The organism is Pelagerythrobacter marinus (genome assembly GCF_009827515.1).
GTDB classification, from domain to species: Bacteria; Pseudomonadota; Alphaproteobacteria; order Sphingomonadales; family Sphingomonadaceae; genus Pelagerythrobacter; species Pelagerythrobacter marinus.
Genome location: NZ_WTYO01000005.1, coordinates 205,125 through 229,865 on the forward strand (window position 1 = coordinate 205,125; position 24,741 = coordinate 229,865).

General features: G+C 68.4%; 24 protein-coding genes. 8 read left to right on the plus strand and 16 right to left on the minus strand.

The window, feature by feature from the left end:
* Positions 1-16: 16 nt before the first annotated feature.
* Positions 17-2,773 (minus strand): TonB-dependent receptor, encoded by a 2,757-nt coding sequence (locus tag GRI72_RS11985; RefSeq protein ID WP_160734153.1) that lies wholly within the window; start codon positions 2,771-2,773, stop codon positions 17-19.
* 172 nt (positions 2,774-2,945) lie between these two features.
* Here GRI72_RS11985 and GRI72_RS11990 point away from each other — a divergent pair, with 172 nt between their 5' ends.
* Together GRI72_RS11990 and GRI72_RS11995 are read left to right on the plus strand one after the other, a co-directional pair.
* Positions 2,946-4,292, plus strand: coding sequence for a pectate lyase family protein (locus tag GRI72_RS11990; protein WP_160734154.1), 1,347 nt, complete (start codon positions 2,946-2,948; stop codon positions 4,290-4,292).
* An 83-nt stretch (positions 4,293-4,375) separates the two neighbouring features.
* A complete protein-coding gene (locus tag GRI72_RS11995; RefSeq protein WP_160734223.1) occupies positions 4,376-4,726 on the plus strand; it encodes a cupin domain-containing protein in 351 nt (116 codons plus the stop codon).
* Between the two features lie 31 nt (positions 4,727-4,757).
* Here GRI72_RS11995 and GRI72_RS12000 read toward each other — a convergent pair whose 3' ends face one another.
* From GRI72_RS12000 to GRI72_RS12020, 5 genes are all read right to left on the minus strand, one after another.
* Positions 4,758-6,326: a carboxylesterase/lipase family protein gene (locus tag GRI72_RS12000; RefSeq protein ID WP_160734155.1), complete on the minus strand. Its 1,569-nt coding sequence runs from the start codon at positions 6,324-6,326 to the stop codon at positions 4,758-4,760.
* Positions 6,313-7,323, minus strand: a complete 1,011-nt coding sequence (locus GRI72_RS12005; protein WP_160734156.1) for a PfkB family carbohydrate kinase — start codon at positions 7,321-7,323, stop codon at positions 6,313-6,315. The genes GRI72_RS12000 and GRI72_RS12005 overlap by 14 nt, the downstream gene beginning before the upstream one ends.
* 8 nt (positions 7,324-7,331) lie before the next feature.
* Complete coding sequence (gene kduD, locus GRI72_RS12010) at positions 7,332-8,105, minus strand: 2-dehydro-3-deoxy-D-gluconate 5-dehydrogenase KduD (protein ID WP_160734157.1); 774 nt, start codon at positions 8,103-8,105, stop codon at positions 7,332-7,334.
* Between the two features lie 124 nt (positions 8,106-8,229).
* Positions 8,230-8,862: an RpiB/LacA/LacB family sugar-phosphate isomerase gene (locus GRI72_RS12015; protein WP_160734158.1), complete on the minus strand. Its 633-nt coding sequence runs from the start codon at positions 8,860-8,862 to the stop codon at positions 8,230-8,232.
* Positions 8,863-9,016: 154 nt separating this feature from the next.
* Positions 9,017-10,042: a LacI family DNA-binding transcriptional regulator gene (locus GRI72_RS12020; RefSeq protein WP_160734159.1), complete on the minus strand. Its 1,026-nt coding sequence runs from the start codon at positions 10,040-10,042 to the stop codon at positions 9,017-9,019.
* Between the two features lie 212 nt (positions 10,043-10,254).
* Between GRI72_RS12020 and GRI72_RS12025 the strand changes: the two genes are divergently transcribed.
* Positions 10,255-10,986, plus strand: coding sequence for a 2-keto-4-pentenoate hydratase (locus GRI72_RS12025; protein ID WP_237487126.1), 732 nt, complete (start codon positions 10,255-10,257; stop codon positions 10,984-10,986).
* 51 nt (positions 10,987-11,037) lie between these two features.
* Here the strand turns inward: GRI72_RS12025 and GRI72_RS12030 are convergent, their stop codons facing one another.
* Genes GRI72_RS12030 through GRI72_RS12040 form a run of 3 tightly spaced genes read right to left on the minus strand, consistent with a single transcriptional unit; the run spans position 11,038 to position 14,023 of the window.
* The gene (locus GRI72_RS12030) at positions 11,038-12,285 is read right to left on the minus strand and encodes an adenosylmethionine--8-amino-7-oxononanoate transaminase (RefSeq protein ID WP_160734161.1); all 1,248 of its coding nucleotides are present in this window, start codon (positions 12,283-12,285) and stop codon (positions 11,038-11,040) included.
* Complete coding sequence (bioD, locus tag GRI72_RS12035) at positions 12,282-12,893, minus strand: dethiobiotin synthase (RefSeq protein ID WP_337191187.1); 612 nt, start codon at positions 12,891-12,893, stop codon at positions 12,282-12,284. Before bioD ends, GRI72_RS12030 begins: the two co-directional genes overlap by 4 nt.
* A gap of 8 nt (positions 12,894-12,901) precedes the next feature.
* Positions 12,902-14,023 carry an 8-amino-7-oxononanoate synthase gene (locus GRI72_RS12040; protein ID WP_160734163.1) on the minus strand — a complete coding sequence of 374 codons (1,122 nt, stop codon included), beginning with the start codon at positions 14,021-14,023 and terminating at the stop codon, positions 12,902-12,904.
* A gap of 91 nt (positions 14,024-14,114) precedes the next feature.
* Here GRI72_RS12040 and GRI72_RS12045 point away from each other — a divergent pair, with 91 nt between their 5' ends.
* Positions 14,115-14,774, plus strand: a complete 660-nt coding sequence (locus tag GRI72_RS12045) for a thermonuclease family protein (RefSeq protein ID WP_337191188.1) — start codon at positions 14,115-14,117, stop codon at positions 14,772-14,774.
* A gap of 4 nt (positions 14,775-14,778) precedes the next feature.
* Here the strand turns inward: GRI72_RS12045 and GRI72_RS12050 are convergent, their stop codons facing one another.
* The 3 genes from GRI72_RS12050 to GRI72_RS12060 are packed head-to-tail and all read right to left on the minus strand — an operon-like array spanning position 14,779 to position 16,911.
* On the minus strand, positions 14,779-15,105 hold the full coding sequence (locus tag GRI72_RS12050; RefSeq protein WP_160734164.1) for an excalibur calcium-binding domain-containing protein: 327 nt from the start codon (positions 15,103-15,105) through the stop codon (positions 14,779-14,781).
* A 50-nt stretch (positions 15,106-15,155) separates the two neighbouring features.
* Positions 15,156-15,797 (minus strand): hypothetical protein, encoded by a 642-nt coding sequence (locus GRI72_RS12055; RefSeq protein ID WP_160734165.1) that lies wholly within the window; start codon positions 15,795-15,797, stop codon positions 15,156-15,158.
* 46 nt (positions 15,798-15,843) lie between these two features.
* Entirely contained in the window at positions 15,844-16,911 is a 1,068-nt protein-coding gene (locus GRI72_RS12060; protein ID WP_160734166.1) for a ribonucleotide-diphosphate reductase subunit beta, read from the minus strand.
* A gap of 166 nt (positions 16,912-17,077) precedes the next feature.
* On the opposite strand from GRI72_RS12060, the gene GRI72_RS12065 reads away from it, so the two are divergent.
* Positions 17,078-17,347, plus strand: coding sequence for a hypothetical protein (locus GRI72_RS12065; RefSeq protein ID WP_160734167.1), 270 nt, complete (start codon positions 17,078-17,080; stop codon positions 17,345-17,347).
* Between the two features lie 111 nt (positions 17,348-17,458).
* A complete protein-coding gene (locus GRI72_RS12070) occupies positions 17,459-17,716 on the plus strand; it encodes a DUF2171 domain-containing protein (RefSeq protein ID WP_160734168.1) in 258 nt (85 codons plus the stop codon).
* Positions 17,717-17,838: 122 nt separating this feature from the next.
* Here GRI72_RS12070 and GRI72_RS12075 read toward each other — a convergent pair whose 3' ends face one another.
* From GRI72_RS12075 to nadB, 3 genes are all read right to left on the minus strand, one after another.
* On the minus strand, positions 17,839-19,794 hold the full coding sequence (locus tag GRI72_RS12075; protein WP_407675123.1) for a ribonucleoside-diphosphate reductase subunit alpha: 1,956 nt from the start codon (positions 19,792-19,794) through the stop codon (positions 17,839-17,841).
* Positions 19,795-20,443: 649 nt separating this feature from the next.
* Positions 20,444-21,349, minus strand: a complete 906-nt coding sequence (locus GRI72_RS12080; RefSeq protein ID WP_160734169.1) for an alpha/beta fold hydrolase — start codon at positions 21,347-21,349, stop codon at positions 20,444-20,446.
* 105 nt (positions 21,350-21,454) lie between these two features.
* Positions 21,455-23,035 carry an L-aspartate oxidase gene (gene nadB, locus GRI72_RS12085; RefSeq protein ID WP_160734170.1) on the minus strand — a complete coding sequence of 527 codons (1,581 nt, stop codon included), beginning with the start codon at positions 23,033-23,035 and terminating at the stop codon, positions 21,455-21,457.
* A 110-nt stretch (positions 23,036-23,145) separates the two neighbouring features.
* Here nadB and GRI72_RS12090 point away from each other — a divergent pair, with 110 nt between their 5' ends.
* The gene (locus tag GRI72_RS12090) at positions 23,146-23,346 is read left to right on the plus strand and encodes a hypothetical protein (RefSeq protein WP_160734171.1); all 201 of its coding nucleotides are present in this window, start codon (positions 23,146-23,148) and stop codon (positions 23,344-23,346) included.
* A gap of 37 nt (positions 23,347-23,383) precedes the next feature.
* Here the strand turns inward: GRI72_RS12090 and GRI72_RS12095 are convergent, their stop codons facing one another.
* Positions 23,384-24,361: an ABC transporter ATP-binding protein gene (locus GRI72_RS12095; RefSeq protein WP_160734172.1), complete on the minus strand. Its 978-nt coding sequence runs from the start codon at positions 24,359-24,361 to the stop codon at positions 23,384-23,386.
* A gap of 78 nt (positions 24,362-24,439) precedes the next feature.
* Between GRI72_RS12095 and GRI72_RS12100 the strand changes: the two genes are divergently transcribed.
* Positions 24,440-24,700 carry a zinc-finger domain-containing protein gene (locus GRI72_RS12100; protein WP_160734173.1) on the plus strand — a complete coding sequence of 87 codons (261 nt, stop codon included), beginning with the start codon at positions 24,440-24,442 and terminating at the stop codon, positions 24,698-24,700.
* The last annotated feature ends 41 nt before the right edge of the window (positions 24,701-24,741 follow it).

The window sequence follows — 24,741 nt, forward strand, 5'->3', positions numbered from 1 at the left end:
TCCCTCGGGCGGGATCCTAGAATTCGACGCGCGCGCCGACCATGATGATCCGTCCGAAGTGATTGTTCTCGTAGTTCCGACGCGTCGGATCGTCGGTCCAGCGGTAGCGGTACTGGTCGGTCAGGTTGTTCCCGTCCACCAGCAGCTCGATATTGTCGGTCAGCTTGTAGCGGATCGAGGCATCGAGGTTGAAGGTCGAACCGAAGCCTTCGAGGAAGTTGCCGTTGCCGCTGCCACCGGTGTTGTAGTCGCTGCGATAGGCACCCGAGACGCGGACCGAGAAACGCCCGTTGTCGTAGTAGATCGTGCCATTGGCCGAGTACTTCGACACGCCCGGGAAGGTGATCTCGTAGATCTCGTCCTCAAATTCCTCGTCGCGGTTGCTGTCGACGTAGGTGACGTTGCCGAGGATACCGAAATCGCTGACGAAGTCTGCGCCGGTAAAGGCGGAGAAGGGCAGGTTCAGCCCCAGTTCCAGCCCCTTGATGACGGCCCCTTCGCCGTTGAGCGTGGTGCGCGATTCGAACAGGCGACCGGGATCGGTGCCATTGACCACGGCATCGTAGGCCGGCGTCCCCGAGGTGAGGAGCGAAGTCGGCAGGCCGCTCTGCGCATAGGTGATCTCGCGCGAGGCGCTGACCGGGAAGCTCTCGATGTCCTTCACGAAGCCCGCCAGCGACAGGATCGCGCCCGGGGCGAAGTACCATTCGAGCGAGAGGTCGTAGTTCCACGCCCGGTACGGCTCGATGAACGGATTGCCCGAGCTGATGCGGAAGTTGAACTCGTCCACCGAGCCGCCCGGCGTCAGCGAGCCGAGCGTGGGCCGCGTGATGACCTGCGCGATCGCACCGCGGACGATGAAGTTGTCCGCCGGGAAGATGTTCAGGTTCGCCGCCGGCAGGAAATCGTCGTAGCTGCGATCGACGTTGACGTACTGGCCCGAGACGAAGCCCTGCGAGGACTGGTCGGTATGGGCATAGCGCACGCCGAAGTTGCCGGTCATCCGCACGCCCGGGTCGATCTCGAAGTCGGTCTGGAAGTAACCGCCGGTCACTTCCTCGCTCACGCCCCGCTCATCGCCTTCGCGCGTCGCGGCCGGAATGTTGTAGAGATCGAGGAACGCGACCGCCGCGTCGAGATCGGGCACGATCCAGGCATTGGTGTTGCCCGCAGGCTGCCCGGCGTCGCCGAGTTCGAACAGCTCGGCCAGGTCGGGCGTGACAGGCGCACCGTAGGCCCCGGGCGCGCAATCGAAGGCCGAGCAATACTGGCTGTCGCGCCGCGCGCTCGTGGTGAAGAACTCGAACTTGCGATAGAACGGCCCGGCCGACAGCGTCAGGCCGTGAACCGGCTCGTACTCGAGATCGAGCGCGATGGTCTTGAACTTGTTCTCGACCCGGCTCGGCCGGTCGCGGAACTCCGCCAGCTGGAAGTTGCCCGGATCGGTCACGTCGGTGCCGAACGTCAGCCGGGGAAACTTCATGTCGGAATAGTCGTAGCTGTAGTCGCCGTCGCGATCGTCGAAGATGATCGTGGTCTCGACGGGGATCGTCGCGTCCGACTTCGAGAAGCCGCCCGAAAGCGTGGCCGTGAAGTCGCCGAAACGCTGTTCGAACCGGCCGGAGACCTGGTAGAAATCGGTCTCGCTCTCGCGGTGGTAGCGTTCGTTGCGGATCCAGGCGTTCGACAGGTCGGCGCTGACGAGGTTGGGGCCGTCGATCGTGTAGTCGACGACGTCGATCTCGTCCTCGTTCGAACGCAGGAGCACTTCGCCCCAGTACTCGTCCCGGTCTTCCTTGAAGTTCGAGTAGAGCGCGTTGATCTCGATGTCGGTGCTGTCGGTCGGGCGGAACTGGACCGCCGCCGTGGCGCCGAGCCGCTCGCGCTCGTGATTGACGAGGCCGTAGCGCGGGATGCGCGGGTGGAAGGCTTCGCGCACTTCGACGCAGCCCGGGTCGGCCGGATTGGCCTCGCAATCGACTCCGCCGACCGAACGGAACGTGGCGTTGTTGGCCCAGCGGACCGAGTTGTTGCCCAGCTCGGCCGTCTCGTACTTCGACCATGCGACCGAGGCCGACACGCCGAAGGTCTCGTCCGCGTTGTTCCAGGCGGCAAGGCCGGCGAGGCGCGGCGAGATGTCGTCGTTGAGATCGTTATACCGCCCCTGGGCGGTGACGACGAGCTTCGTGCCCGCGCCATAGGCCAGCGGGTTGCCGGTGCTCAGATCGATCACCGCGCCCAACGAACCCTCGTCCAGCTTGGCCGAGGCCGTCTTGTTGACGACGATCGAGTTGAACAGCTCGGAGGCGAACACGTTGAAATCGAACGCGCGGTCGCGGTTCGACGATGCGCCGTCGACCGATGTCGCGATCGTCTCCATCCCGTTCACCCGCACGCGGGTGAACTGTGCGCCAAGGCCGCGAACCGTGATCTGGCGCCCCTCGCCCGCGTCGCGTTCGATCGCGACGCCGGGGATGCGCTGAAGCGATTCGGCGAGGTTGGTGTCGGGAAACTTCGCGATGTCTTCCGCGACGATGACGTCGACCTGGCCGACCGCCTCGCGCTTGGCGGCGACAGCCGCGTTCAGCGATTCGCGAAAACCGGAAACAACGATGACATTGCCTTCGTCGGCAACGTCGGCCACTGCCTCGTCACCGACTTCCTCGGCATCGAGCGTGCCGGCGTCCTGTGCGTGGAGCGCCTGCGGCAGAACGAGCGCGCCGCCGGCCAGCAGGGCCGCCTTCGTACGACGCGAAACGAGTGAGTACTTCATAACTCCTCCCAAAATGGCACCGGTGTCTTTTTGGGGTGAGCTTGCGGGCGCCTCAGCGCCACACCCATCCGACATCCGATCATTCCCAACTCCGGCCTTTTTTGGTAACCGGTGTCATTCTTCATTGCCTAAGCGGGCCAGCCTTGTCAAGTTAAGTCGGAGAGGAGATGTCATGAAATCGAAAATTGCAACCCGCCTGGTCGCTCTTGCCGGGGCCTTCGGCCTGCTTCTTGCCGCCCCTGCCCAGGCCGCTCCGCCCGACCCGACCGAGGGCGGCAAGGGCGGCCGCATCATCCGGGTGACCACCCTCGCCAAGGACGGGCCCGGCAGCCTGGCCGAAGCGCTCGCCGCCAAGGGGCCGCGAATCATCGTGTTCGAAGTGGGCGGCGCGATCGACCTCGATCGCTCCACGCTGCGGATCAGCGAACCTTATGTCACCATTGCCGGGCAGACGGCCCCCTCCCCCGGCGTCACGCTGCTGCGCGGCGGGATCGACGTGAAGACGCACGATGTGAAGATCAGCCACTTGCGGGTTCTGACCGGCGCGGCCGGCCAGGCCAAGCGGAGCGGATGGGAAACCGATGCCTTCTCCACGGCCGGGGCGGCGAACGTCCTGGTGGAGAACAACACGTTCATGTGGGCGATCGACGAGAACATGTCGGCCAGCGGGCCGCGCTTCACCGGCGATACGATCGAGGAATGGCGCAAGGGCACGAGCCACAACGTGACCTTCCGCCTCAACCTCGCGGCCGAGGGGCTTGCCGATTCGAGCCATCCGAAGGGCGAGCATTCGAAAGGCTCGCTGATCCACGACAACGCCACCGGCATCGTCTTCGACCGCAATATCTGGGCGCACAATGTCGAACGCTCGCCCCTGGTGAAAGGCGGCGCGCAGGTCGCGCTGGTCAACAACCTGATCTACAATCCGCAGCTGCGCGCCGTGCACTACAACCTGATGGACCTCGAATGGGCCGGCCAGCCCCACGTCACGGGGGAGATCACCGCGGTCGGCAATGTCATGCGCGGGGGCAACGACACGGATGAAGGCCTGCCCTTCCTCATGCTCGGCGGCGTGGGCGACCTCGCCTATTACGGCCGCGACAACGTGGCGGTCGATCGCCACGGCAACGCGCTGCCCGAGTTCGGACGCTACGGCCACACCCGGGCGCGCCTGATTCGCGCAGACGCCCCGCTGGCCGATCTTTCCGGGTTCGATGTCCTTCCCTCGCAGGACGTGGAGACCACGTTGCTCGCCACCGCCGGTGCGCGCCCCTGGGACCGGGGCGAGGAGGAAATCCGCGTGCTCTTCTACATCGCCGAAGGACGCGGGGAGATCATCGATTCGGAAGACGAGGTCGGCGGCTATCCCGAGATTGCCGAGACTCGCGCCCCCTTCCGCGAGGCCGAGTGGAACCTCGACACGATGACGCCGCTCAGCGGCCGCTATCCCGGCCAGAAGGCCGGGGCGCAGGAGCACCTGTCGCCTCGCGACCGCGAAATGCGTGGGGGCGCGCGGTGAGGCGCGGCTGGGCCCTGGCCGCGGCGTTGACCCTCCCGGCCTGCGTGGCGGCATCCGGGGCGGGCCCCGCCGCGGCCCCGCCGATGGTGGTCGTTTCCGAAAGTGACGTGATGGTGCGCGAGGCGCCGCCGCATGGCGCGATCGGAATGTCCACCGCCTATCGCATCAGCGACGCGGCCCCGCAGCCGCGCACGATGGAGTTCCGCCGCCGCGTCCTCGACCCGGGTGCGGCGGTCGGCGAGCATCCGATCGCGCACGACGAAGTCTACTACGTCACCGCCGGCCGCGGCGTCGTGATCTCGGATGGGGAGGAGGCGGAATTGCGCCCCGGCATGGCGGCGTACCTCTACGAAGGGGCCGTCGTCGGCATCCGGCAGGTCGGCGACGAACCGCTGTCGATCATCATCGCCTATCCCGTGGCGCCGCGCGACTAGCCGCGGTGCCACCGGCACAGCGCCCGCCGGCTCAGCTCCCGGGCTGGATATAGGGAGCCGTCGCCCAGAGCTCGCGCTCCCAGCGGCGCGGATCGGCGACCATCGCCGTGGACCCGTCGCCGATCACCAGCGTGGCGCGCTCGGGCAGGCGGTAGGCATCCCAGTGCGCCAGGCCCGGCCGCCCCGTCCGCGCAAGGCCGGTGAACGCCGCGATCATCGCCGCGCTCGTCTCGGCCGCGCCGCCCCCCGTGCCCGAATAGCTGCCGGGCGCGTCCAGCGTCCCGAAGACATAGGGAATGTCGTCGGTATGAGCCGCCCCGCGCAGCGGATCGACCGGTGACGGCCGATCGAGCTGGTAAACCCAGGTCGCCTGCGCGCCGGCGCGGGCGCGGGCGCGGGCGTCGGCCTCTATCACCTGGCCCGGCCAGCTCCGGCCCGCGGTCGTGGCGGCATAGAACAGGCGCGCGGGCGACCAGTCCGGGTAGCGCGCGCGATACCGGGCGACGACCCAGCGCGGGTCGAGGTCGATACGGATCTGGGGTGCCAGCCGTTCGGCGATGTTCGACCAGTCGAGGCCGGTGAGCACCGGGCCGCGCGGGTCGATGAACGCCCGTGTCTCGTCGCGCGTGTTGCCGAGGATCATCGGCACGTGCAGCGACCGGGGGGCTGCGTCGGGCCAGAAGGGGTGGCGCGGCAGGTTGGTCATGTCGAGCACCGGCCCGAAATAGACCCGGCCGCCCAGGATCGGATCGCGCGCCGCGAGGCCTTCCACCAGCCGTTCCGCCGGCAGGGAAAGCAGTGTCTCCATGTCCCCTTCGCGCACGCCGATCTCGCCCAGGAACGCGCGCGTGCGCTCCCGCGCATTGGCAGGGCCGCTGGCCGTTACCTGCTGGCCGCTCATCGTCGCGGCTGCATGGAAAAGGCCGTCGGCGGCGGGCATGGCCATGAGGGTCGCGATCTTGGCGCCGCCACCCGACTGCCCGAATGCCATGACCCGCGCGGGATCGCCCCCGAACGCATCGATATTCGCGCGCACCCATTCGAGCGCCTGGACCAGGTCGAGCTGGCCCAGGTTGCCGCTGTCGGCGAACCGGTCGCCCCAGGGCGAGAACCAGCCGTAACCGAACACGTTCAGCCGCTGGTTCACCGTCACGACGACGACATCGCCTTGTTCGGCCAGGCGGTGCCCGTGGGTCAGCGGGTCGGTGACTGTTCCCGAGGTATAGGCCCCACCGTGGAAATAGACCATGACCGGCCGCCGCGCGCGCGGGTTCGCGTCGGGCGTCCAGACGTTGAGGAACAGGCAATCCTCGCTCTGGGAATGATCCTGCAGCCCCAGTTGCGGGGCGATCGGGCCGAACCCGGTGGCATCGACCGGGCCGGTCGGCGCGGGCACCGGCCGGGGTGCCGCGAAGCGGCTGGCACGCGCATACCGGATGCCGAGGAAAGCCGCGACGGTGCCCGTGCGCAGTCCGCGATAGGGCCCGGCCTGCGGGCGCGCGGGCGAACGCGCGGCCCAGGCCGGCGCGGCCGCGGCACCGGCTCCCGCCGCCATGCCCGCGACGACGAACGCGCGCCGGTCGATCCTAGCGCCGGACATCGCCGCCGCCGGCATCGAAGGCATCGAGTTCTGTCCGGGTGGCGAGGATCATGTCGCCGGTGAAGCCATGCTTCATCACCGCCATCGCGAGCGCCGACCTGGCCATGTCCTGCGCCGTGGCCCCGTCCAGATAACGCAGGATGAGGCCGGCGGCGAAGGCGTCGCCCGTTCCGATGCGATCGATCACGCCCTCGATCCGCACCTCTTCGGTCTGCCAGTGATCGTGGCGCCGGTCGACCCGGGCCGCGAGCCGGTGGACCTGCCCCGTTTCGACATGGCGCGCGGTCGAGGCGATCAGCTCCAGCGAAGGGAACGCGGCAAAGGCCGCTTCGGCCGCCTCGCGCCGCCGGTCGGGCCCTTCGCCGGAAAAGGTTTCTCCGAGCAGCAGCGAAATGTCCCGGTGGTTCCCGATCAGCACCCGCGCCGCGCCCACCATTTCGCGCAGGATCTCGCGCGGGTTCGAATCCCACGCCTCCCACAAGTTGGCGCGATAGTTGCCGTCGAAACAGATCGGCACGCCCGCCGCGCGGGCCGCGGCCTGGGCCGCCCGGGCAAGCTCGACCCCGCGGGGGCCGAGAGCAGGGGTGATGCCGGACATGTGCAGCAGGCCGGCGCCGCCAAGGGCACCGGCGAAATCGAGGTCGTCCGGCCGCGCTTCGGCAAAGGCGCTGCCGCCGCGGTCGTACGTCACCCGGCCGGCCACCGGCCCGGCGGGCGGTTCGAGGAAATAGAGGCCCATGCGGCCGGGGCCGGTCGCCATCGCCGCGATGTCCACCCCGGCCGCCGCCAGGGTGGACCGTGCCATCCGGCCGAGCGGATTGTCGGGCACGACCGTGAGCATTCGCGCTGCCTGGCCGAGGCTGGCCAGCGCCGCGGCGACATTGGCTTCGGCCCCGCCGACCGCCACGTCGAGCGCGTTCGCGCGCGCCAGCGGCAATCCGGCCGGCGGCGACAGGCGGACGAGCATTTCGCCGAAACAGACGACCGGTGCCGTCACAGGCCCGCTCACCGTGCCAGCCAGCCGCCGTCCACCGCGAGGATATGGCCCTGGACATAGTCCGCGGCGCGGCTGGCGAGGAAGACCGCGGCGCCGCCGATATCCGCCGGATCGCCCCAGCGCTGCTCGGGAATGCGTTCCAGGATCTGGCGATTGCGCGTCTCGTCGGCCTGCAATGCGGCGGTGTTGTTGGTCGCGATATAGCCGGGCGCGATCGCATTGACGTTGATGCCCAGCGGCGCCCATTCGTTGGCCAGCAGCTTGGTCAGCCCGCCGACGCCCGACTTGCTGGCGGTATAGCTGGGGACCCGGATGCCGCCCTGGAACGTCAGCATCGAGGCGATGTTGACGATCTTGCCGCGCGCGCCCTCCTGCGCAGCCCACTGCGTCATGTGCCGCGCGGCCGCCTGGCAGAGGAAGAACAGCGACTTCAGGTTCGTGTCCATGACCGCGTCCCAGTCCTCTTCGGAGAACTGCAGCGCGTCTTCCCGGCGGATGATCCCTGCGTTGTTGACCAGGATGTCGAGCCGGCCGAGCTTGTCGACCACGGTATCGACGACATCGGCCACCGGTTCGATCGACGACAGGTCGGCCGAAACCAGCTCGCACCGGCGGCCGAGCGCGCGGACCTTTTCCGCGGTCTCGTCGGCCCGGCTGCGGCCGACGGCAGCGATATCGGCGCCCGCCTCCGCCAGGGCCAGGGCAATGCCCTGGCCGATGCCGGTATTGGCGCCCGTCACGACGGCGGTGCGCCCCGTGAGATCGAAGGGGTTGGCTCCCATAACTCTCCCTTTCCTAGCAGCGTCCGGCGGCCACGCCATCCCGCGCGGCGGCCGGCCCGGGCTCCGGCGGTTCGACCTGTTGGCCCGGATCGTGCGATTCCCGAAGGGCCCGCGGCCCGAAACGTCAAAGGTTGCGCAGGTAGTCGCTGATCGCCTCGTCCTGCGAATTGGCGTAGAAATACTCCGCGAACCGCTCGCCCGCGATCGCCGCGCGCAGCAGGTCCTGATCGACGTTCTTCAGCACGGTCAGCATGTCGTGGCACGACGCGTCCTTCAGATCGGACAGGATGCCGCGGTTCTTGCGCATGACCTCGGCCCGTTCGCGCGGGTAGCCGGCGCCGGCCTCGTTCTCGAACAGCTTGCGATAGCAGTCCTGCAGGTTCAGTTCGGCCGCCCAGCCAAAGCCCTTGGCATAGGGCATCGAGATCGCGTTGCCGGCGTTGATCTGGTTGAACAGGAAGGCGTCGGTCGGGTCGATCACCAGCCCGCAGAAGACGCCCGGCATCGAATTGCACGCCAGCATCGAGCCCATGCCCGTGCCGCAGCCGGTGACCACGAAATCGGCCGCCTTCGAATTGAGCAGGATGCCGGCCAGCAGGCCGTTCATCACGTAAGTCAGCGAGGCCGAATCCTCCGCCGTGTACATCCCGTAGTTGAAGACCTCGTGCCCGAACGGTTCGGCAACGGTCGTCAGCGCCTCGTGGATGATGCCGTTCTTGGCGGCCTGGCTATTCTCGGTGATCAGAGCGATCTTCATGGGTTCTCCCTGCCCGCGGTCGGGCTCCTGGTGCGAAATCTTCCGGTGTCCGGCCTCTTGCGTCGAAGTCGAGCCGAACGCTCGAGTCGACTTAGGAAACCGGTGTCAAAAAAGGCTTCTACCCGCAAAGCGGGGGTGATTTCAACCGGGCCGATCAGATTTCCGAAGCGGGCGGGGCGACCGATGCGCGGGTGACGAGCCGCGCGGGGAAGCACGAGGGGCGGGCCTCGGCGAGGTCGGGGGAGACCAGCTTGAGCGCGGCGGCCTTGCCCATTTCGCGGATCGGCCAGCCGACCGTCGTCATCGGGGGCCAGATATGGGCCGCGATCGGCGAATCGTCGAAGCCGACGATCGAGAGGTCGCGCGGCACGTCCACCCCCCGCTCCCGGGCGGCGTGATAGGCCCCCGCCGCCATCTCGTCGTTGCTCGCGAAAAGCGCGGTGATCCGCGGCTCCGCCCGCAACAGGCGGTCGGCACCCTCGACACCCGAACCGAACCGGTAGTTGCCCGGCACGATCGCCTCGTCCGGCACCGCCAGGCCGTGCCGGCGCATGGCCGAGAGAAAGCCCTCGCGCCGTTCGAAAGCGGAGCGGAAGCCGGCCGGCCCCTCGATCAGCCCGATCCGGCGATGGCCCTGCCCTACCAGGTAATCGACCACGCCGGCGACCATCTCGCGGTCGTTCGACTGGACCAGGTGCTCCGCCTCGTCGAGCGCGGCCGAACCCATGCGGACATAGCCGCAGCCCATTTCGCGGCACAGCGCGGCCAGCTCGTCGTCTTCCGAAATCGGCGGCAGGATCAGCACGCCGTAGAGGCGCTGGAGTTCGAGGAAGTTGCGAATGTCGTCCAGCATCTCGGGCGAATGGCGATCGACCGGCCGCACGACCAGCGCGAACTCGGTCTCGCGGATCGCGTCGAGCACCCCTTCCTGGAAGTTGAGCACCGTCTGGGCATTCGGGTTGTCGTGCAGCAGGCCGAGCAGGAAATTGCGCCGCAGGGCCAGCGCCCGGGCCTGCGGATTGGGCACGTAGCCCAGTTGGGCGATCACCGCCTCGACCTTCTCGCGGGTATCCATCTTGAGCAGGGGCGAGCGATTGATCACCCGGCTCACCGTCTTCTTCGAGACCCCCGCGACGCGCGCGACATCGTTGATCGTCGGTTGCTTGTCCGACTTGTCCATCCACTCCAACTCCCACCCGCCGGGGCACCCCGGCCTCTTAGATTAAGTTTCGATGCCACCAAAGGGCCCCGTACCACAAAAGTTTTGACACCGGTTTCCTAATAGACCAGTAACGGGGGCCGTGATGCAGTTTCGGGGAGGGTTCCGTCTTGGGTGTCGCCGCGCGTGAAGTTGCCGAAGTATTTGTAAACGCCCGGCGTTCGGGCCGCGCATTGGACGCCTATCCAGGCGGGACCGCGCCTGCCTCGCTCGAAGAGGCCTATGCCGTGCAGGATGCCGCCCTGTCCCTGTGGGACCGCCCCGTCGGCGGCTGGAAAGTCGGCAAGATCAACCCACCCGACGATGGCGTGCTCGGCGCCAACCGCCTCGCCGGCCCGATCCTGGCCGATACGATCGTCGAGGGCGGCGACGCGCCGGCTGCGATGCCGGTGTTCGCCGGCGGGTTTGCCGCGGCGGAGGCGGAGTTCATGCTCCGCCTCGCGCCCCCCGCCCCCGATGCACCGCCGCCGCAGACGAACGAGGAGGCCATGGCCTGGATCGACGAAGTGCGGATCGGCATGGAAATCGCATCCTCGCCCTATCCCGCGATCAACAGCGACGGCCCCTGCGTCACCGTGTCGGACCACGGCAACAATGCCGGGCTGGTGCTCGGCGCCCCTGTCGCGCGCGAGGCTTGGGAAGACCTTGCCTCGATCGAGGTCGCGCTGGACGTGAACGGCGAAACCGTCGGCCGGGCGACCACGGCGACGATGCTCGACGGGCCGTTCGGCGCCGCGCGTTTCCTCCTCGCCAATCTCGCGCGCCGCTCGATCGCGCCGCAGGCCGGATGGTGGATCTCCAGCGGCGCGGTGACCGGGGTGCACGAAGTCGCGCCCGGCGACCGCGTGACCGCGCGCTTCGCCGGGCTCGGCGAACTCGACGCCCGGATCGTCGCCGGCCAGTAATCCCTGCCAACCGGATCGCCGGCGGCGATCGCCCGGCCGTGGATCGCCCCGTCAGACCTCGTCGAGTGCGCGCGCGATGACGCGATAGACGCGCTGCAGCTCGTCGTCGCCGATACAATAAGGCGGCATGACATAGACCGTGTTGCCCAGCGGCCGCAGGAGAACGTCGTTCTCCGCGAAGAACCGCAGGAGCCGCGGCGCGAGATCCGACAGGTAGCCTTCCGCCGCGCCGACATCGAGCGCGGCGATCGTGCCCACCTGGCGCAGCGCGGTGGCCCGCGGATGATCGGCCAGCGCGGCCAGTGCCTCGCCCTGCCGGCGGCACAGGTCGGCGATCCGCTCGCGCACCGGCTCCTCGCGCCAGATCGCGAGGTTCGCCGCCGCCGCCGCGCAGGCGATCGGGTTGGCGGTATAGCTGGAGGAATGGAAGAACATCCGCGCGCGGTCCGGGGCGTAGTGCGCGGCGAAGATCGGCTCGCTCGCCATCGTCACTGCCAGCGGGATCGCGCCGCCGGTCAACCCCTTGGAAAGGCACAGGATGTCGGGCGCGATATCGGCCTGCTCGCAGGCGAGCAAGGTCCCCGTCCGCCCCCAGCCGGTCATCACCTCGTCGGCGATGAACAGGACGCCATGGCGGGCGCAGATCGCGTGCATTTCGCGCAGGACGGCGGGCCGGTAGGTCAGCATTCCCCCGGCCCCCAGCACCAGCGGTTCGACGATGAAGGCCGCCGCGCCTTGGCGGCAGGCGCGCTCCAGCGCATCAAGCGTCGCCCGGGCCGCGGCATCGTGCGGGAACGGGATCGTCTCGACGTCGAACAGCAGGGGTTCGTAAGCCCGGTTGAAGGCCCCGCGCGCGCCGACCGACATCGCCCCGATCGTGTCGCCGTGATAGCCGTGCTCAAGCACCAGGATGCGGTGGCGCGGTTCCCCGCGGTGCAGCCAGTATCCCAGCGCCATCTTCAGCGCGACCTCGACGCTGGTCGATCCCGAATCGGAGAAGAACACGCGGGTGAGGTTGCCGGGCATGATCGCGCGCAGGCCGGCCGCGACCTCCTCTGCCGGTTCGTGGGTCCAGCCGGCGAAGATGATCTGGTCCAGCCGCTCCGCCTGGCGCGCAATGGCCGCGGCGATGCGCGGATGGGCATGGCCGTGGGTCGTCACCCACCACGACGATATCGCGTCGATCACGCGCCGCCCGTCGGCCGTGACGAGGATCGCGCCTTCCGCGCGCTCCACCTGCGGGATCGGCTCGCCCAGCCCGTGCTGGGTGAAGGGATGCCAGATCGGCGATCCGCTCATGCGAAGTCCCTCAGCTCGAAATTGTCGCGGAAGGCCTGCGCCAGGCTCTCGGCGGAGAGCGGCTCCAGCCACGGCAGGCGGCCGAGCCGGCGAACCCCGCCGATCTCGCAGATCGTCCGCTCGCTGTCGTCGTTGGCCTCGCCAACGAAGGCGATCCCCAGCACGCCGACCTGGCGGGCGCGCAGCGCCTCCAGCGTCATCAGGCTGTGATTGATCGTCCCCAGCCGCGTGCTCGCGACGACCACCACCGGATATGCCCAGCGCGCGAAGAGATCGGCGTAGAGCACCTGCCGCGTGACCGGCACCAGCGCGCCGCCGGCACCCTCGATCACCAGCGGCCCTTCCACCCGGGGCACTTCCAGCCGCTCGACCGCGATCTCGATCCCCTCCAGCTCGGCCGCGCGGTGCGGGGAACAGGGGGTGTCCAGGCGATAGGCTTCGGGCAGGATCCGGCTTTCCGGCACGCCCAGCGCCGCCACGCGGTGCGCATCGCCGCCGCCTTCGGTCCCTGCCTGGACCGGTTTCCAGTAGTGCGCGCCGAGCGCCGCGGCGAGCCCGGCGGCAAACACGGTCTTGCCGATATCGGTATCGGTTCCGGTAACGATCACGGGTCGCTTCACAGGATTTCCTCCAGGGCGCCGACAAGCGCGTCGACATCCCTTTCGGTCACGTTGAGCGTCAGGGATATGCGCAGGCGCGCGGTCCCGACAGGGACGGTGGGGGGCCGGATTCCGCGCACGTCGAAGCCGCGATCCTGCAGCGCGGCGGCCGCGGCCATCGTCTTCCGGTCGTCGCCGAGGACGACCCGCTGGATCGGGCTATCGCTCGTCTCCAGGCCCAGCCCTGCGAGCGCGGCCTGCGCCCGGCCGACCAGGGCATGCAGCCGCTCGCGCCGCCAGGGTTCGTCGCGCAGGATCCGCAGGCTCTCGCGCACGGCCGCGGCCATCAGCGGCGAAGGCGCGGTCGAGAAGATGAACTGCCGCCCGCGGTTGACGATGAACTCGCGCATCGGTGCGGGGCCGAGGAGCAGCGCGCCCTCGCAGCCCAGGGCCTTGCCGCAGGTCTTGAGCGTGATCACGTTCTCCGCCCCGTCCAGCCGGCCTGCCAGGCCGCGCCCGTCGCGGCCGAAAACGCCGGTGGCATGGGCCTCGTCCACCAGCAGCATCGCCCCGGTGCGCTCGGCGAGATCGGCGAAGTCGGCCAGCGGCGCGCGGTCGCCGTCCATGCTGTAGAGGCTCTCGACCGCGATCCACGCGGTCCCGCGCCCGCCCGCCTGTCGCCAGCGCGCGATCGCCTCGGCCGCGGCCTGGGGGTCGTTGTGCGCGAAACCCACCGCGTCCGCGCGGGCGAGGCGAATCCCCTCGTGCGCGCTGGCATGGACCAGCTCGTCGTGAACGATCAGGTCGCCGCGCTGCGGCAGGGTGGAGAAGAGCAGGGCATTGGCGCAATAGCCGGAGCCGAGAAAGACCGCGCCCTCGCTGCCGAAGAATCGCGCGGCTTCGTCCTCCAGCCGCTCGTGCTCCGGCGCATTGCCGCGCAGCAGCCGCGATCCGCCCGAACCGACCGGGACGCCGCGCGCCAGGGCCTCGGCCACGGCCTCGCGCAGGCGAGTGCTGCCGGCGAGGCCGAGGTAGTCGTTGGACGCGAAATCGCGCCCCTGCACCGGCACGAGAGCCCGCCGGCGCCCGCTCCGTTCGAGCGTGTCGAGGTCGCGCTGCAAGGTGTCGAGTGCCGTCATCGCCGCGCCGCTTAGCCGCAATCGCGCCGCTTGCCGAGTCGGCCCCGGTCGCCTTACACCGGGGACAGGCAAGCCAGGGGATGGGGGGCACGTGGCCGGGCGACGTCGTTATTCGGATCATCGCCGCCCGGGCGGCGGGCCGGGGTGGAAATTCGCCGGCGTCCTGGCGGCTTGCTTCCTGGTCACCTTTCTCGCCGTCTTCTTCTGGCGAGGCGATGCGCCGCGCGCGCCGATCGGTTCGGGACCGGAGCCGGTCGAGATCGCCGACGCGCCCGATCGCGAAACGCTGATCCGGCAGCGCTGGCCCGGTACCCCGGCCCGGCTGGAGGCGGACCAGCCGGCCATCGGGGCATCGGGCGGTGCGTCGCCCGGTCCCGCGCCGTCGGCTGGCGCGGAAGACACCTTGCAGGCCCGCTTCGCGCGCTGTTCCGGCCCGGTGCGCGAAACCTGCGTCGTCGATGGCGACACGTTCTGGTATCGCGGCACGAAGATCCGCGTGGCCGATATCGACGCGCCCGAAATCGCCGATCCCGGCTGCCGGCGCGAGGCGCAGCTGGGCGAACGGGCGACCCGGCGCCTCACGGCACTGCTGAACCAGGGGGCCTTCTCGCTCGAACGGGTCGGCCGCGACACCGATCGCTTCGGCCGAACACTGCGCGAGGTTCGCCGTGGCGGCGTGAGCCTGGGGGAGAGGCTGGTGGCCGAAGGGCTGGCGGAACGCTGGGGCGGCGCGCGCATCGCCTGGTGCTAGGCCATTACCACCGGCGGCGGGGATAGGGCTCGCACGCCACGCCGTGGCTATCGCCGTCCAGCGCCGGCCGGTAGCCGGGCTCGCCAATGCCGATAGGCGCCGCACCCGCTGCGCGCGCGGCACGGCAATCGGGGTAATAGGCCTGGTTCTCGGTTGCCCTTGCCGCCTCCAGCGAAGGATCGGCCAGCGCCCACGGCCCGGTGCCCGAATTGTAGCGCTTGGAGCGATCGAGCAGGCCGAACCCGGCGAGCGAATCGCTTTGCAGGGCCGCGATGGCGCCCAGGCCGGCAGCGGCCAGTATCCAGCCGACAAGGTGCCCGTAACGTGCCATGGCCGCAGCATATCGGCCGCCGCTTGCCGGCAGGTAAACGGGCGCGTGGGTCAGCGGGGGGCGGGCAAGCGCGCGATCTGGCGCGCGATCTGGCGCGCGATCTCCGCCGCGAGGAGGGCGTTCGCGGGGTCATCGGCGCCGGCGAGCAGCCGGTCGCGCTCCGCCTCCAGCATGGCCCGGCGGCGGTGCACGGGCACGGCCGCGACCTCGGCGTAGAATCGCACCAGCCGCGGCCAGGGCGCACCTTCGATCGGGACATCCTCGGCCCAGCGCGAAAACGCCCCCCCGGCGGGGTGCCAGCGGCCGTCGGGCCCGCGGCGGAGGAAGAACAGCACGGTCGTGCCTCGGGCGAAGTTCCGGCGGATGCAGGCGCCGGTGAAGCTGTCCGGGTGAGCATGCGCCAGTTCGTGGGGATTGGACAGGTCCACTTGCCCGGCCGCGACCGCCCGCGCGCCTTCGATGGCGATCGGCCCGCCGGGCATTGCGCCCTTGAGCGTCTCGATCGGATCGACGCGCAGGCGCCCGAGATGCTTCTGCGCCGCCTCGTCGCCCGCCACCACCCGGCCGAGCACGATCAGGTCGGCATCGGCGACGAGTTCGAGGTTTGTGGGGATGCGGTAACCGGGGACGACCGAACAGGCGAGCGCCGGGCTGGCGCAGGCCAGCAGGGCGGCAAGGGGCCACGCGCGCATGGCGCCCGTTGCGATCCGCCTTCGCCCCCGGGCAGACAAGCCGGCCTTACTCCGCCGCGACGGTGCCGCTGTCGCCGTCTTCGCCGAACAGCCCGGGGCCCTCGTCGCCCTGGTCGTTCGCCTCTTCGCCCTTCTTCGCCTTCTGCCGCTTGTCGAAGCTCGACCACACGTCCTGCCAGTTGCCGCGCGTGGCGCCCTTCGAATACTCGGTCGCGCGGGTTTCGAAGAAATTGGCATGCTCCACGCCGTTCAGCAGCGGCGCGAGCCAGGGCAGGGGGTGGTCCTCCACCATGTAGATCGGCTGGAGGCCGAGCTGGCCCAGGCGCCAGTCGGCGATATAGCGGATGTACTTCTTGATCTCCTTCGCCGTCATGCCGCTGACGGGGCCCATCTCGAACGCGAGATCGATGAAGTTATCCTCCAGCCGCACCGACTTCTGGCAGATGTCGATGATGTCTTCTTTCACCGCCTTGGTATAGCAGTCGCGCTCGCGCACGAATTCGTGGAACAGGCGGATGATGCCTTCGCAGTGAAGGCTCTCGTCGCGCACCGACCAGCTGACGATCTGGCCCATGCCCTTCATCTTGTTGAAGCGCGGGAAGTTCATCAGCATGGCGAAGCTGGCGAACAGCTGCATCCCCTCGGTGAAACCGCCGAAAGCGGCCAGGGTGCGGGCGATGTCCTCGTCCGTATCGACCCCGAAGATCTGCAGGTAATCGTGCTTGTCCTTCATCTCCTCGTACTCGAGGAAGGCCGAATATTCGCTCTCGGGCATGCCGATCGTGTCGAGCAGGTGCGAATAGGCCGCGATATGCACCGTCTCCATGTTGGAGAAGGCGGTCAGCATCATCTTGACCTCGGTCGGCTTGAACACGCGCCCGTACTTGTCGTGGTAGCAATCCTGCACCTCGACATCGGCCTGGGTGAAGAAACGGAAGATCTGCGTCAGCAGGTTGCGCTCGTGCTCCGAGATCTTCTGCGCCCAGTCGCGGCAGTCCTCGCCCAGCGGCACTTCCTCGGGCATCCAGTGGATCTGCTGCTGGCGTTTCCAGAAGTCGTAAGCCCACGGGTATTCGAACGGCTTGTAGGTCTTGCGGGCTTCGAGCAACGACATCTTGTGGTCTCCGGTTTGGCGCTTGGCGACTCTTATTAGGCAATCACGTGCCGCTTTCGAAGGCAAGCGATAGCGATTCGGCGGGGATAAGCCGGGCCGTCCTTGCGGCGACCGCCCGGAACGTTGGCCCGCCCTGCCCGGTTGATCGGGGGAAAGGAGAATCCCCATGGGCGAATACGAACCGAACGACAGCCGCAACGTCACGCTGAAGCCGGGCCACGAACCGGGCGGCATCGAACGCACCGGCCCGCGCGAGGGCGAAACCCGCGAAGGCACGAAGAACGAAGGCGCCGGCGAGGGCCGCGAGCCGGAAGGCGGCGTCCACGATCTCAACACCGGGGCGATCGGCGAGCGCCAGGCCGGCGATACCGTGGTCGGCGAAACCTCCACCGATCCCGCGCGGCGCGCGCGGGCCGACGCCGACCGCCCGCTCTGACCGATCGGCCCGCCGGCCAGCGAGCCGTGGCTGGCGTGCGCCGAAACGCGGAACGAACCCCGCCCCCGCCCCGTTGGTAGGGTAGACAAGCAATTGAAAGGATTTGATTTTATGTTCGAGAAGCTGCGCATCAAGGAACACATGGAAGTGGCCGACTGCAAGGGCCAGCACGTCGGCACGGTCGACGAAGTCAAGGACGACGCGATCAAGCTGACCCGCTCCGACAGCGCCGACGACATGCATCACTTCCTCTCGCTCGACGAAGTCGAGAAGATCGACGACAACCGCATCTACCTGAAGGAAGACGCACGGATTCCGGATGGCCTTGGGACCAATGCGACCCAGGCAGGCACCCCTCAGGCGATCTGACCCGCTTACGCTCAACCGCTGCGTTTCCCCGACGACAGCGGACAGCGAGGCCCCGGCCCGCCATCACGGCGCGGCCGGGGTTTTTTCATGCGGGGCGTGCTGCGGTTCCCACCGCGCGCCTGCTATTGGCAGGCGAGGCATTCCTCGTAGTCGGTCTGCTCGCCGCCGGCGCTCAGCTCGTACTTCGCGGCGTCGGTCGTGTTGTCTGCTTCCACGCCGCCGGCGAACCCGGCGCGCTGGACCGATTTCGAGCGGAGGTAATAGAGCGACTTGATCCCCTTCTCCCACGCCTGGAAGTGGAGCATCATCAGGTCCCACTTGTCGACGTCGGCCGGGATGAACAGGTTCAGCGACTGCGCCTGGTCGATATAGGGCGTGCGGTCCGCCGCGAATTCGAGCAGCCAGCGCTGGTCGATCTCGAAGCTGGTCTTGAAGGTCGCCTTCTCTTCCGGGGTCAGGAAATCGAGGTGCTGGACCGAACCGCCGCGTTCGAGGATCGAGTTCCACACGTTGGTGGAATCCTTCGACTTTTCGCGCAGAAGCTTTTCCAGGTAGGGGTTCTTGACCACGAACGACCCGGACAGGGTCTTGTGCGTGTAGATATTGGCCGGGATCGGTTCGATGCAGGCGCTGGTGCCGCCGCAGATGATGCTGATCGAGGCCGTGGGCGCAATCGCCATCTTGCAGCTGAACCGCTCCATCGCGCCCATTTCCTCCGCATCCGGGCACGGGCCGCGTTCCTTGGCCAGCATCATCGATGCCTCGTTCGCCTTGGCATTGATGTGCTTGAACATCTTGAGGTTCCACACCTTGGCCATCGGGCTTTCGAAGCCGATGTTCTTGCTCTGCAGGAAGGAGTGGAAGCCCATCACGCCCATGCCGACGCTGCGTTCGCGCATGGCCGAGTATTTCGCCCGCGCCATTTCGGGCGGCGCGCGATCGATATAGTCCTGCAGCACGTTGTCGAGGAAACGCATCACGTCCTCGATGAACTGCTTGTCGCCTTCCCACTCCTCCCACTTCTCGAGGTTGAGCGAGGAGAGGCAGCAGACCGCGGTGCGATCTTCGCCCAGGTGGTCGCGCCCGGTGGGCAGGGTGATTTCCGAACAGAGGTTGGAGGTCGAAACCTTCAGCCCCAGGTCGCGGTGATGCTTGGGCATCATGCGGTTCACGGTGTCGGAGAAGACGATATAGGGCTCGCCCGTCGCCAGCCGCGTTTCGACCAGCTTCTGGAACAGGCTGCGCGCATCGACGGTCTTGCGCACGCTCCCGTCGCGCGGGGAGACGAGATCGAACTCGGCCCCTTCGCGCACTGCCTCCATGAAGGCATCCGACAGCAGCACGCCGTGGTGCAGGTTCAGCGCCTTGCGGTTGAAATCGCCCGACGGCTTGCGGATTTCGAGGAACTCCTCGATTTCCGGGTGCGAGATGTCGATGTAGCAGGCGGCCGATCCGCGCCGCAGCGAACCCTGCGAAATCGCGAGCGTCAGGCTGTCCATCACCCGCACGAAGGGGATGATGCCGCTGGTCTTGCCGTTGAGGCCGACCGGTTCGCCGATGCCGCGCACCTGGCCCCAGTACGTGCCGATGCCGCCGCCCCGGCTGGCAAGCCAGACGTTCTCGTTCCAGGTGCCGACGATCCCCTCCAGGCTGTCCTCCACGCTGTTGAGGTAGCAGGAGATCGGCAGGCCGCGGTTGGTGCCGCCGTTCGACAGAACCGGCGTTGCGGGCATGAACCACAGCTTCGAAATATAGTCGTACAGGCGCTGGGCATGGTCCTGATCGTCGGCGTAGGCATCGGCGACGCGGGCGAAGAGGTCCTGGAACTTCTCGCCCGGCAGCAGGTAGCGGTCGATCAGCGTTTCCTTGCCGAACTCGGTCAGGTTCGCATCGCGCGATTCGTCGGTCACGATGTCGAACCGCCGGTCGAGGATCTTCTTGCTGTCGGGCTTTTCGGCATTGGCTTCGGCAGCCGCGGCGACGGCCTGCGCCAGCGCGGCGTTCGCCTTGTCGGCGACCGCTGCCTCGCCGGCGGATGCGTCCACCAGCTGCTCGCTGCCCTTGTCTGCCTGTTCCATCGTCACTGCTGCCTTCTCATGCCCGGCCTGGTCCTCGTGCCGGCTGCCGGCCGCCGTTTCTTCGGAAAGATCGCCCGCATCCTGCCGGTCGAGACCCATTGCCGCTTCGTCTCCGGTCCTGAAATCCATCGTTGCCCACCCACTTTCGCGCCGTTGCGAACAACGGGGCCGCGGCGCCCGTCGTTCCATCCTGTTTCGTCATGGCGGATGGCCCCCCGCCACGGCATCGATCACGGCAAAACGGGCAAACTGTCCCCCCGATCTGCCCCGTCCGGCCCTGTCGCCCGCCCCCGTCGGCATCCCCGCAAGCCGCCTGCCAGCCCATGGGAGGAAAACGGCGCGAAAACACGATCTAGTGGGTCATCGACCCGACCTGACCACTAGATACTGAATCACAGAGACTCCGCGCGCAAGGGGCGAAATGACGGCAGGCCAGCCATTTAGCGGGTGTCTTACCCGGGCCGCACACTGCGACGCGCGGGTTTTCCTTGGCTCTGCCCAAGTGCAACCCCCAAAATGATTCCGTGAAAAAATATATGTGCGGAAAGTGGGGTCGCCAGGCCTTTGAATCAATCGAATCGGGCGGCGCAATTTCCTGTCCGCCGCGGCCTTGCCGGCGACATCGCCCCGGCGCCCGGACCGCGGCCGGTCAGGCCTCGCCCCCGGCCCTGCCGGCAGCGCGGGCGTGCTGCGCGATCTCTTCGGCCATCGGCTCCACCAGTTCGAGCGGGAGATCGTGGCCCATGCCCGGGAAAGTCCGCAGGCGCGCGCCGCGAATCGCGGCCGCCGTGTCCTCGCCGCCGGCCAGCGGGACGAGGGGGTCCGCTTCCCCGTGCAGGACCAGCGTCGGCGCCTCCACGCCGCGCAGCCGCTTGCGCCGGTCGCCGTCGGCAATGATCGCTGCGATCTGCCGCTGGAGGCCGGCGGGGTAATAGCTGCGGCGAATGCCGGCGGTGACGTTGGCCCGCAGCCGCTCTTCCTCCGCCGGGTAGGCAGGGCTGCCGATCGTGCGCGCGATCTTCATCCCGTGGGCGACGAGAACCGCCTCGTCGGTCGAATCGGGCCGCCTGGTCAGCACGTCGAGCGCTTCCTTGCGCGCGGGCGGCAGGCGCCGATTGCCGGTGGTGGACATGATCGACGTCAGCGAGATCGCCCGCTCCGGCCAGGTGAAGGCGACATGTTGCGCGATCATGCCGCCCATGCTGGCGCCGACGATGTGCGCACGCTCGATTCCGATCGCGTCGAGCAGGCCCACCGCGTCGGCGGCCATGTCGTTCAGCGTATACGGCACGCGGGGCGCCAGCCCGATCCGGCCGAGCAGCATCAGCGGCAGGATGCCGGGTGCCTTCACCCCGTCGAACTTGTGGCTGAGGCCGATGTCGCGGTTGTCGTAGCGGATCACGCGGAAACCACGCCCGGCCAGGGCCTCCACCAGTTCGATCGGCCAGAGCGTCAGCTGCGCGCCCAGCCCCATGATCAGCAGGATCGGCGGGTCGGCCGGATCGCCGTGGTCTTCATATTCGATCGCAATGCCGTTCGCGGTAATCTGCGCCACGCGCTGCCCCCCTCGTGCGCGAGGCCCCGGGCGGGGCCTGCCGGTTTCGATCTGCAACGAAGCGCATTCGCGCCAAAGGATCAACCGGCGAAGCGCGCCGCCGCGTCAGGGCACCAGCACGGTATCGCGGGCGAGCGGGTCCGTTTCCGGATAATCGAGGGTGAAATGCAGGCCGCGGCTCTCGTGCCGCGCCAGCGCGCTGCGCACGATCAGGTCGGCGCACTGGTGCAGGTTGCGCAGCTCGACCAGGTCGGTCGTGACCCGGAACGAGCCGTAATAGTCCTCGATCTCCTGCGCCAGCAGGTCGATCCGGTTGCGCGCGCGTTCCAGCCGCTTGGTCGTGCGCACGATCCCGACGTAGTTCCACATCATGCGCCGGATCTCGGTCCAGTTCTGCTTGATGACGACTTCTTCGTCCGAATCGGTCACCCGGCTCTCGTCCCACTCGCGGATCGCGGGCGGCGGCGGCAGGTCGTCCCACCCGGCCAGGATGTCGCGCGCGGCCGCTTCGCCGAACACGAAACACTCGAGCAGCGAGTTCGAGGCGAGGCGATTGGCGCCGTGCAGCCCGCTTTCGGTGCATTCGCCGGCCGCCCACAGGCCGGGCAGGTCGGTGCGCGCGTCGAGCCCGATCACGACGCCGCCGCAGGTATAGTGCTGCGCCGGCACGACCGGGATCGGTTCGCGCGTCATGTCGATCCCCAATCCCTGCAGCTTCTCGTGGATCGTCGGGAAATGCTGGCGCACGAAATCGGGCGGCTGGTGGCTGATGTCGAGATGGACGTAATCGAGGCCATAGCGCTTGATCTGGTCGTCGTTCGCCCGCGCGACGATATCGCGCGGGGCCAGTTCCATCCGTTCGGGATCGTAATCGGCCATGTAGCGATGGCCCGTTTCCGGGTGCAGCAGGTGCCCGCCCTCGCCGCGCACGGCCTCGGTGATGAGGAAATTCTTGACCTCCAGGTTGTAGAGGCAGGTCGGGTGGAACTGCATCATTTCCATGTTTGAAACCCGCGCCCCGGCGCGCCAGGCCATGGCGATCCCGTCGCCCGTCGCGCCGCGCGGCGCGGTCGAGAACTGGTAGACGCGCCCCGCCCCGCCGGCGGCGAGCACGGTCGCGCGCGCCACGTGCGCTTCCACCCGGCCGCTCGCCTCGTCGAGCGCATAGGCACCCCAGACCCGTCCGTCGCCGGAGAACTTCTCGCCATGGCGACCGGTGATCAGGTCGATGCAGGCACGCCCGGGCAGCAGGGTCACGTTGGGGTGGGCGCGCGCAGCCCTCAGCAGCGCGTCCTGCACCGCCCAACCGGTCGCGTCGTCGACGTGGACGATCCGCCGGTGCGAATGCCCGCCTTCGCGGGTCAGGTGCAGGTCCGCGCCCTCGGTATTGAACGGCACGCCCAGTTCCACCAGCCGGTCGATCGAACGCGGCGCGCGCTCGATCACGAATTCCACCGTCTCGCGGCGGTTGAGACCGGCGCCGGCGATCATCGTGTCGCGCACGTGGTTCTCGAACGTGTCGCCGGCGTCGAGCACGGCCGCGATGCCGCCCTGCGCCCAGGCCGTGCTGCCGCCGGTCAGCGAACCCTTGGCCAGCACCGTGACACGGTGCGTTTCGGCCAGCGCCAGGGCCGCCGTCAGGCCCGCTGCGCCCGAGCCGATCACGAGGATGTCACATTTGTTCATCGCTTCTGTCTTGCACATGGCAGGCGCGGGCAACAGAGAGGAGATATAATGGTCAAGATAGCCGCGATGTGCTAGGACGGGGCCGGCCCGACTGGCGGGGAACTGGTGGGATGGCAAACGGAAAAGAGAACGAGGAAGACCGGCTGCGGCGCGAACGCGACGAGGCCGAGCACGAGGAAGCGATTGCCAAGCGCCTTCTGGGCCGCGCCGCGGCGGAGATAGAGACTCTCGCCGACGCCGACTGCGAGGAATCGGCCAAGGACCAGGCGCTGGAGGCCGCGCGCCGGTTCCGCCACGCGGCCGGCCGCTAGCGCGCTTCGGCGCCGCTCGCGCGCTGTTGCCTCCCGGTTATTGCCCGCGCGCGCTGGTCAGCGAAACGAACACGTCTTCCAGGTCCGCCTCGCGCGTGGTCACGTCCTCGATCGCGTAGCCGTGCGCCTGGACCCGCGCGAGAACCTGCCCGGCGCTGGTCGCGTCGCGGTCGTAAGTCACCTCCAGCGTGCGCGGATCGATCGCCTCGGCTTTCAGGAACCCTTCTTCCATCGGCGGCCCGGCAAGATCGCGATCGACGGTGACGCGCACGATCTTCTCGCGCGCCATGCCGACCAGTTCGCGCGTCGGCTTGTCCGCGATCAGCTTGCCGTGGTTGATGATCGCGATCCGGTCGCACAGCTGCTCTGCCTCCTCCAGATAATGGGTGGTGAGCACGACGGTGACCCCTTCGGCGTTGAGTTCGCCCACGAGGTCCCACAGCTGGCGGCGCAGTTCCACGTCCACGCCGGCGGTCGGCTCGTCCAGCACGAGGATCGGCGGCGAATGGACCATGGCCTTGGCGATCAGCAGGCGCCGCTTCATCCCCCCGGACAGGGTCCGGGCATAGGCATCGCGCTTGTCGGCCAGGTGGACCGCGGCAAGCAGTTGCTCGCTGCGCCGGTCGGCCTTGCCGATGCCGTAGAACCCGCCCTGGTTCTCCAGCACCTCGAACGGGGTGAAGAACGGGTCGAAGACGATTTCCTGCGGCACGATCCCGATCATGCGCTTGGCGTTGCGGGGGCTGCGGTCGATGTCGAACCCCCAGATCTCGGCCCGGCCGGCGGTCTTGGTGACCAGCCCGGCGAGAATGTTGATCAGCGTCGACTTGCCCGCACCGTTGGGGCCGAGCAGGCCGAAGATCTGGCCTTGCGGCACGTCGAAGCTCACCCCGTCGAGCGCGAGCTTGCCCGGTTCGCCCTTCTCGCCGGCATAGCGCTTGGTCAGGTCGCGGATCGCGATTGCGGGCGGCGTTTCGGCCGGGGGCAGCGGGCTGGACTGGGCGGGATCGGTCATGGCGGTCCAATTGGCCCCCTGCAGCCGATCCGTAAAGGGCCAGTTGCGCAGCCGGGCGCATGGCATTATCTGGCCGGCATGGACATTCCGCCGCCCGAAACGACCCTGGTCGACCACGTTCGCGTCAAGTGCGACGGTGCCGACGCCATTCGCCCAGGCGACCGCTATCGCGCCGCCGCGCTGGGCCATCCGCGCGTCTGGCTGGAAATCGACGAACACGGCTACGTCGATTGCGGCTATTGCGACCGGCGGTTCGTGCTGCGCGGCGGCCCGGCCGACGGTGCCAACCAGGCCGCGCTGGAAGACATTTCGGCCGGAAGCGATCCCGGCCACCGCTGACGCGCAGACTATTCGCCGAGCCGCCCGCCCCCTGACGCGAC

Coding starts and splice junctions, on each gene's coding strand:
- GRI72_RS11985 (WP_160734153.1), bottom strand. CDS start 2,773: ATGAAGTACTCACTCGTTTCGCGTCGTACGAAGGCGGCCCTGCTGGCC.
- GRI72_RS11990 (WP_160734154.1), top strand. CDS start 2,946: ATGAAATCGAAAATTGCAACCCGCCTGGTCGCTCTTGCCGGGGCCTTC.
- GRI72_RS11995 (WP_160734223.1), top strand. CDS start 4,376: ATGGTGGTCGTTTCCGAAAGTGACGTGATGGTGCGCGAGGCGCCGCCG.
- GRI72_RS12000 (WP_160734155.1), bottom strand. CDS start 6,326: ATGTCCGGCGCTAGGATCGACCGGCGCGCGTTCGTCGTCGCGGGCATG.
- kduD (WP_160734157.1), bottom strand. CDS start 8,105: ATGGGAGCCAACCCCTTCGATCTCACGGGGCGCACCGCCGTCGTGACG.
- GRI72_RS12015 (WP_160734158.1), bottom strand. CDS start 8,862: ATGAAGATCGCTCTGATCACCGAGAATAGCCAGGCCGCCAAGAACGGC.
- GRI72_RS12020 (WP_160734159.1), bottom strand. CDS start 10,042: ATGGACAAGTCGGACAAGCAACCGACGATCAACGATGTCGCGCGCGTC.
- GRI72_RS12030 (WP_160734161.1), bottom strand. CDS start 12,285: ATGAGCGGATCGCCGATCTGGCATCCCTTCACCCAGCACGGGCTGGGC.
- GRI72_RS12040 (WP_160734163.1), bottom strand. CDS start 14,023: ATGACGGCACTCGACACCTTGCAGCGCGACCTCGACACGCTCGAACGG.
- GRI72_RS12050 (WP_160734164.1), bottom strand. CDS start 15,105: ATGGCACGTTACGGGCACCTTGTCGGCTGGATACTGGCCGCTGCCGGC.
- GRI72_RS12055 (WP_160734165.1), bottom strand. CDS start 15,797: ATGCGCGCGTGGCCCCTTGCCGCCCTGCTGGCCTGCGCCAGCCCGGCG.
- GRI72_RS12060 (WP_160734166.1), bottom strand. CDS start 16,911: ATGTCGTTGCTCGAAGCCCGCAAGACCTACAAGCCGTTCGAATACCCG.
- GRI72_RS12065 (WP_160734167.1), top strand. CDS start 17,078: ATGGGCGAATACGAACCGAACGACAGCCGCAACGTCACGCTGAAGCCG.
- GRI72_RS12070 (WP_160734168.1), top strand. CDS start 17,459: ATGTTCGAGAAGCTGCGCATCAAGGAACACATGGAAGTGGCCGACTGC.
- GRI72_RS12075 (WP_407675123.1), bottom strand. CDS start 19,794: ATGGAACAGGCAGACAAGGGCAGCGAGCAGCTGGTGGACGCATCCGCC.
- nadB (WP_160734170.1), bottom strand. CDS start 23,035: ATGAACAAATGTGACATCCTCGTGATCGGCTCGGGCGCAGCGGGCCTG.
- GRI72_RS12090 (WP_160734171.1), top strand. CDS start 23,146: ATGGCAAACGGAAAAGAGAACGAGGAAGACCGGCTGCGGCGCGAACGC.
- GRI72_RS12095 (WP_160734172.1), bottom strand. CDS start 24,361: ATGACCGATCCCGCCCAGTCCAGCCCGCTGCCCCCGGCCGAAACGCCG.
- GRI72_RS12100 (WP_160734173.1), top strand. CDS start 24,440: ATGGACATTCCGCCGCCCGAAACGACCCTGGTCGACCACGTTCGCGTC.